General features: G+C 49.8%; 6 protein-coding genes and 1 pseudogene. 5 read left to right on the forward strand and 2 right to left on the reverse strand.

Going from position 1 to position 7,902, the window contains the following annotated elements; all coding sequences use genetic code 11:
• The 3 genes from J4G02_19545 to J4G02_19555 all read left to right on the forward strand — a co-directional run.
• Positions 1-292: hypothetical protein (locus tag J4G02_19545; GenBank protein MCE2396728.1), on the forward strand; the 292-nt coding region annotated here is incomplete at its 5' end.
• 47 nt (positions 293-339) lie between these two features.
• A complete protein-coding gene (locus J4G02_19550; GenBank protein MCE2396729.1) occupies positions 340-1,335 on the forward strand; it encodes a Gfo/Idh/MocA family oxidoreductase in 996 nt (331 codons plus the stop codon).
• 220 nt (positions 1,336-1,555) lie between these two features.
• Positions 1,556-2,326, forward strand: a complete 771-nt coding sequence (locus J4G02_19555; protein ID MCE2396730.1) for a PHP domain-containing protein — start codon at positions 1,556-1,558, stop codon at positions 2,324-2,326.
• A 120-nt stretch (positions 2,327-2,446) separates the two neighbouring features.
• On the opposite strand, the gene J4G02_19560 is transcribed toward J4G02_19555, so the two are convergent.
• Positions 2,447-3,490, reverse strand: coding sequence for an Ldh family oxidoreductase (locus tag J4G02_19560; GenBank protein ID MCE2396731.1), 1,044 nt, complete (start codon positions 3,488-3,490; stop codon positions 2,447-2,449).
• 234 nt (positions 3,491-3,724) lie between these two features.
• Positions 3,725-4,672 carry a D-2-hydroxyacid dehydrogenase gene (locus J4G02_19565; protein MCE2396732.1) on the reverse strand — a complete coding sequence of 316 codons (948 nt, stop codon included), beginning with the start codon at positions 4,670-4,672 and terminating at the stop codon, positions 3,725-3,727.
• 355 nt (positions 4,673-5,027) lie between these two features.
• On the opposite strand from J4G02_19565, the gene J4G02_19570 reads away from it, so the two are divergent.
• Together J4G02_19570 and J4G02_19575 are read left to right on the forward strand one after the other, a co-directional pair.
• Positions 5,028-6,341 (forward strand): MFS transporter, encoded by a 1,314-nt coding sequence (locus J4G02_19570; protein MCE2396733.1) that lies wholly within the window; start codon positions 5,028-5,030, stop codon positions 6,339-6,341.
• 20 nt (positions 6,342-6,361) lie between these two features.
• Positions 6,362-7,652, forward strand: a pseudogene (locus J4G02_19575) (MFS transporter).
• Positions 7,653-7,902: the final 250 nt, after the last annotated feature.

The following is a 7,902-nucleotide window of genomic DNA, read 5'->3' on the forward strand; positions in this document are numbered from 1 at the left end:
TGATTTTTGGATGTTAACCGACGAGCCGTTCGATCAGTCCCGTTTCTCGCGAAAATATACTGAAGATGTTATGGGTTTCAGTCTACAAGTTTCAAGTCCTGAAGACACCATTTTAGCAAAGTTAAAATGGGCGCAACTCTCCGGGGGCAGTGAGAAACAATTTGCCGATGCCTTGCGGGTCTATGAAATCCAGTATGGGAAACTGGATCTGGTCTATCTGGTGGATTGGGCAAAAGCATTAGATGTTGAATCAGCATTGAACAGACTACAGGACACCGCACAGCTTTTGTAAAGAAATAATGGTTTTGCAGAAACAGGAAATCACTAAGGAGCCATAATATGATTAGAATCGCCAAACTCAGTTTCGCTCACGTTCACGCGAGCGGTTATGCCAGACAAATTGTGGAAAACCCAGAAACCGAATTGGTCGCCGTTTGGGACGAGGAGGAATACGGCGGCAAACAGGCCGCTGAAGAATATAACGTCCCATTCTATACGGATCTGGACCAACTTCTCGATCAGGCTGGCATCGACGCCGTTGTCGTCAATGCCATAACCTCGGATCACCCCAGAATGATGATTGCGGCGGCGGAAGCGGGCAAACATATCTTCACTGAAAAAGCCCTTGCCATCACCGTCGATGAATGCGACCAGATCATCGAAGTTGTAGAGAAAGCAGGGGTAAAGTTCATGATTTCGCTGCCATCGCGCTGTAACCCCGATCTGGTGTTTGCGAAGAAAGCCCTTGATGACGGTCTCTTGGGCGATCTCACCTTCGGTCGTGGGCGTGTTGCACACTCGGCGGGATTGGATGAATGGTTCAAAGGTCCCAGCCTCTGGTTTGGCGATGCAAAACGTGCCGGCGGCGGTGCGTTGTTCGATCTCGGTTGTCACCGGGTGGACATTATCCGCTGGCTCATGGGCGAACCGAAGAGCACCATCTCGAAGATTAATAACTTCACAGGCAACTACCCAATTGACGACAACAGCGTCTCGGTAGTCGAGTTTGCGAACAAGGCACTTGGGGTGATTGATGTTTCGTGGACGCACCGTTCTGGTCCGAACATGCTCGAACTCTACGGCACAGAAGGTTCCATAGTTCTCGACCACGGCGATATGCACTTTGAAACGCGCAAACTCTCGGACGAAGAAAAAGCGGAATACATCGCCCAGCGCCCTGAACCGCCACCTTCGGCGATGCAGCAGTGGGTCAACAGCATTCTGCGCGATGAGCCGATGCACATCACGATTCAGGACGGTCGCAACCTGACTGAATTGATGCAGGCGTTCTATATGTCCGCTGATCAGGGGCGTTCAATAGACCTGCCTCTCTAGGAAAAGAGGCGCGAAAATAGGGGCGGGAAGATTGTCAGGAATGGGAGCATTGCGTGGGGTAGTTGTATCTTTTATCTTTTTTGCTTGCAATCATTTTCAGTATCTGTCATAATATCGGAACGATACAGCAATTCCAACGTTAGATTCAATAAATAACTGTTTGCAATCATACATTACTCAGCCGATGTGTTGGGGTTGTCTTCATTGAAGGAGCCAAGGCATGTTCAACTGTGATTATCATATACATACAAGACATTCCCCCTGTGCTGCTCGGGATTTCGATTTAGAGAAGATAATTAAGATCCAACAGGAACGTGGCATAAAGGAAATTGGCATAACCGATCACGATTATGCGTATGGCCATAAGACCAAGAACATAGAAGCGGGCAGAAGAATTATCCAGAAAAGTGAATCGCCCATTCCGATCCACTTCGGCGTTGAAGCGCACATCCTAGAATACCGAGTTGCGTCCATCAATATCCAAATGGCATCATATTTTGATTATGTCCTGATGGCACCAAACCACTACCATCTGCGTGGTGTTGCACTCCCCTCAGATCTCGGCAATCCAAAAAGAGTTGCGAACCATGAACTATATATGTTTGAAGCTGCAATCGCCTGTCCGTTGACCGATGCTGTCGCGCACCCATTCGTTCTGACGCCGAATGTCTTTCGTCTGTCCGACGAGGAGGTATCCGCATTCGGAAGTGAGATGATGCGACATATCGATCAGAAACGACTGATCCACCAGCTAGACCTCGCCTCTCAGCGCGAAATCGCCATCGAGATTAGCCCAAAGTTTATCCGGTACAACCAGCGACACTTAGTTGAGTTTTACCAGTTGTGCTTAGAACGGGAAGTGAAACTACTTATCGGTAGCGACGCGCATAACGCTGAAGAGCTCGGCGAACTGTCGGAACTCGATCCGATCTTGGAAGAATTAGGCGTCCAAGAAGCGCATCTGTGGCGTCCCAAACAGTGGCAGTGGTAGTAGTAGGCGCATAATCGAAGGGATACAAAAGCGCTTGTGGGCCTAGATTTGGGTTGGATTGGGAACGGATCAGATCGGCGATATTGAGGTTGGGCAGCCGATCCTCACCTTCCGTCCTTCCTACCATTCCCAACAGATATCAACCTTCAATTCTTCTGCAAGACTCGCCAAATCCCGTAGATGATCGATATGAAGCGGAATGGCGCTATCAACCCACGCTTCGCGTTTGCGCCACTCGATCTCGCCGGGCAGATACACCTGATCCACCCCCTCAACCGGTTTTGCCGCCTGAATGCTGCGGATGCCCTCGTCTATCGCTGCGGCGTACTCATCAAAGTCTGTGAAACTCGCTACATTCATTGCGATGAAAAAGTGTTCTGAGGTAGCGTCGCCCTGTTTTGCGGTCGCCATCAAACCACCCACCAAAGGACCGGCTAAAATACCCATAGTCAGCGCCAAGCCGTATCCTCTCGGTCCGCCTGCCGGCGTCAGTATCTTCCCCTCGTTGGGATCCTGGGTCGGCTTCCCGTCGGTGGTCAACAACCATCCCGGCGGAATTGGAATCCCGTACATTTGCAGTGTGCGAACCTTGCCCCACGCCGAAGCACCACACGCCATGTCCAACACGATGGGACGTTCTTCGCCGGCGGGGAGGGCATAGCTAAGTGGGTTATTTGTAACCACAGGTTCCGCCGCCCCCGGCGCGGCGACAGACGGTCCGCCTGTGTTCGTCGTTGAGAAGCCGATCATCTTCGCTTCGACCGCCATCATCGTGTAACAGGCGGCAGCACCGAAGTGACCCGCATTGCGTACCCCCGCTGCGGCAATGCCAGCCGAACGTGCTTTCTCGATTGCCATCTGCATTGCCAACGCACTCGGTGGGTGTCCCAGACCGTTATCCCCATCAATGACAGCGAAGCCGGGACCTTCTTGGACAACGCGAATATCTGGACTGGGGTTCATCGCCCCGTCGAGGATGCTGCGCAGGTACCACGGTATCATGCGTGTGCCGTGCGAGTGGACGCTTCGCAGATCGGTTTCGACTTGGAGATCAGCCATCAGTTTAGCATGTTCCTGATTCACACCCGCTTTTTGGTACAGCGCAATCGCAAATTCATGAAGTGGTTCCGGTTGAACGAGTATATCTTGTCCCCCTTGGTTCATGGAATTCTCCTTTGAAATTTCTGTCTAACGACTTAATCGGTTCGGATATAGAGCCATTGTAGCATCCCCGGTATCTGCTGCAAACGAATCAATTAGTAGGTCGAGATTCACATCTCGACGCAAAAATGTCGATTTTGGAAAATCGACCTACAGTGAGGCAACTGTGTATCTTGGGGTAGAATTGCGAAACGTAAAGCGTAGCGAATCCTGCTTCTCACGCTTCACGTTTCATGCTTAATATCCCTTCTGCTTATCGATCTTATTGACCAACGGTTCGCCGTTAACATCGTGGTGCAGATTTTCGATGAACAGATCCATCGCACGTTTGCCAATGTTCTGCGATCCACCGGCGGTATGAGATGCCAAAATCACATTTGGTCTCATCCATAGCGGTCCATCTTCCGGATACGGTTCGGTGTAGGTGACATCGAGACCCGCTCCCGCTAGCCTACCGCTATCGAGTGCAGCGATCATAGCATCCTCATCAACCACCTTGCCACGGCTGACATTGACGATATAACTTCCTTCCGGCATCGCATTAAACTGATCGTGCGATAGGAGTTTATGCGTCTCCGGGGTGATTGGACAGCAGACCATCAGAATGTCGGTTTGCGCTAGGAAATCGAGCAGCGAGTCCATCTGACCAAGCTGATCCACGGTATCCGGCTTTTCGATAGGCTCTTTATCGACAGCAATTACCTTGCAGTCGAACGCCTTCGCTCTTACCGCGACAGCACGACCGATACCGCCAAGCCCAAGAATGCACATGGTCATGCCTGCGATTTCAATGGTTGGCGTCCATTCCCAGTGCTTGTGTCTCATGAAATCGAGTTGAGTAATAATGCCTCGCGTCAACGAGAGCAGGAGCGCGAAGGCGTGTTCGGCAATCTGGGGACCGTACAATACGCGGCTGTTGACGAGACTTACATCGCTCTCCAAGAAGGCGGGAAACCTCGCCCATTCAACACCGACAAAAGGCTGCTGTATCCAGCGCAACGCTTTCGCCTTAGGAAAATCTGATTCACCGACGGTGCCGTAGACGATTTCAGCATCCGAGACATGATCACTGAGCTTTTCGCCTTCGGGCAAGAACTGGATATTGAGTTCTGATGGTGCATCTTCGAGCATGGCTTCAATTTCTGGTCCCGGTCGATGTGCAATTAAGACTTTTGGTTTGGACATTACAGTTTCCTTTCTCAAATTTTGTGAAATGTGACATAATACATGATGCGCAAAAGACCAAACATAGTGTATAATATCACAGATTGATTATCCGTGACAATCATCCATTGGCTCATGTCGAAAGAAAGTGCAAAGTACGTGAAACGTAATACGTGAAACGCAAAAATAAAATGAACCAACGAACTAAGTATTACTTTGTCAGTCTCTGATGCTGGAAATCGACCGCTGCCGCTTATTTTGAGTCAACCCGTAAGACCTAAATGTAGTCAAATGGTGGCATTAAGAATTCACCCCCGTTTATTTGCACTGTAGATCTTTCTTCATATTTCGAGGTTTAAGGTAAGCCAAACAGACTATGAAAATTGCTTCAACTGATACGCTTGAAACCGAGTCGCAGAGTGGAAAAGAGAAAGCCAAAGAACAGAAACGCACCTTTTTTCTTGCTGTCGCTCAAGGCACATTTATACGCATCTCTTTCGCCTTTGCTGATTCCACGACTGTCCTCTCCGCTTTTGTTTATAGACTCACCAACTCAAATACCCTCGTTGGTTTGGTCGGTTCAATCGGCACCGCCGGTTGGATGTGGCCCCAGCTACTTATCTCAAACCTCCTGGAACACCGCCCCCGCAAGATGCCCTTCTACGCGCTCGGTATGGGTATCCGCACCTTCGCCTGGGTCGCAATTTTTCTTTCCACGCTGCTAATCGGTCCTCGTGACTTCGGTCTGCTTGCCGCCTGTCTTCTCTGTTTTTATTTTGTCGGTTCGTCGTCAATGGGTGTTTCGACGATTCCGTACATGGATATTATTTCCAAGGCAATAGGACCACACCGGCGCGCGCGGTTTTTCAGCTTGCGTAACATCACGGGCGGGATCTGCAGCTTCTTCATCGGTTTTTTTGTCCGATATGTCTTGGACGATGATTTCGGATTAGCGTTTCCGCACAACTACGCGATCCTGTTTGCCTGTGGTGCAGTCTCCGTTGGCATGGCGTGCGCCATTTTTCTGAGAATCCGCGAACCTATTAGCCCGGTCCAATCCACACGCCGCACCCTTCGACAACACCTGAAGCAGGGACCGCAATTTATTCGGACAGACCGAAATTACCGATTATTCCTGTATTTTCGGATCTTCGGGCATGCCGCAGGGATGTGTGGCCCCTTCTACGTTCCGTATGCCCTGAACAAATTGGCAATTTCGGAATCGACGATTGGATTGTTCATCGCTGTCAGCGCAGCTAGCGGCGTCATCTCAAACTTTTTATGGATCTACGCTGCGGAGAAATATGGTGAACGGTGGATCCTGATTCTCACATCAGCGATGGCTTGGGCATCGCCCTTAATCGTTGTTTTTGTGCAGTACTTGTCGCCGGCTTGGCGGGTGCCAGTCTACCTGTCAATTTTTGCGCTCAACGGCGGGGCGATGAGCGGTATGATGGTCGGCTTTATGACATATATGATCAATATCGCACCACCCAAAGTTCGTCCGACCTATCTCGGTTTTATGAACACGATACTATTCCCCTGTGGTTTCATGCCAGTGTTAGCAGGCAGACTGGTAGGAGTACTGACTTACGAAGGGATATTCTTGATGTCCGTGGCAATGGGAGTATTTGGATTTTTGATAGCAACACGGCTGAAAGATGTGTATTATGAGGAGGAAACCGCTTAAAAAGGAAGCCGAAACCCGCTATGAAAACTGCTTCAACGGACATGCCAGAACCACAGTCTCAAGAGGAAGAAGACAAGAAGCGAGAACAGAACCGCAACTTTTGGATCGCCATATTTCAAGGTATATTTGGGCGCATCTCTTTCTCTCTATCAGATAGCCTATAAACTCACCGCCTCCAATACCCTCGTCGGCTTGACCGGCTCGCTGATGTCAGTGGGGTGGATGTGGCCCCAACTACTGATCTCCAATCTGCTGGAACACAAACCTCGCAAGATGCCGTTCTATATCCTCGGCATGAGTGTGCACACCGTTGTGTGGCTTGCAGCTGCTGGGTGTACGGTCTGGATCGGTGCGCGTAATTACGGTTTACTCGCTGCAGGTTTCATCCTCCTCTATTTCCTAGGCACCTCGTCGATGGGTGCGTCCTCCGTTGCGTACATGGACATTATCTCTAAAACGATTGAACCGTTACGGCGTGCACGATTTTTTAGTATAGGCAATTTCATTGGTGGGTTCTTCACCATATTCATCGGTATTTTGGTTCGCTACATTTTGAGCGACACCTCCGGATTTGTCTTTCCGAACAACTACGCGCTTCTGTTCTTTGGCGTTGCCTTTATGGCGGTAATTTCGCTCTTCGTTTTCCTTAAAATCCACGAGCCAATCCGTCCCGTTCAAACCAAGCGCAAAACGTTCTGGCAACACATCAAACAGGGACCGCACTTCCTCCAAACAGATCGCAACTATCGAGATTTTATCGTATACCGGATATTCGTGAATGTCGGACGGATGTGCATGCCTTTCTACGTGCCTTACGCCTTGGACAAATTGAGTATTTCAGATGGGACGATCGGGCTGTTCCTTGCGGTTGGGGCTGTCAGTGGGGTACTGTCGAACATTCTGTGGGGCTATATGAGTGGACGGTACGGTGTTCGATGGATACTGATCTGCACCGCATTGCTCGCTTGTACGGCACCGCTGGTGGCAATCTGTATCCAGTTTCTTCCACAGGCATGGCAGTTGCCGTTCTATTTTCTGACGTTTGTCCTCGGCGGCGCATCAATGAGTGGTATGATGGTCGGATTCATGACATACATGATTAATATTGCGCCCCCGCTGAACCGTCCGACCTACATCGGTTTCATGAACACGTTGGTATTCCCCTTCGGTTTTATGCCGGTGGCCGCCGGTAAACTTATCGGATGGATCGGCTATGAATATACCTTTGCAATTGCGCTGGGCGTGGGATTCTTTGCATTCATTACATCAACTCGCTTAGAAGAGGTATACCACGATGAAGAGTTCAGGTAGCAAGTAGTTTGGGCAGGCACAAGACCTGCCCCTACACTGAATTGATCTTGGTAGGGACAACCCCCCGATAGATTGGGATGCAAGTACTTGTGGTTGCCTTATTGTAGGTCGATTTTCCAAAATCGACATGTTGTGTCGAGATATGAATCTCGACCTACTGATAAATCAACAATTGACCGCTCCCCGCTCTAAAGAACAGGGATTGTTTTGTTAGCAATTCCACATTCTCGTTCTTAGAGTTTAGCGTCTG

It is taken from the genome of Candidatus Poribacteria bacterium, assembly GCA_021295755.1.
Taxonomy (GTDB): domain Bacteria; phylum Poribacteria; class WGA-4E; order WGA-4E; family PCPOR2b; genus PCPOR2b.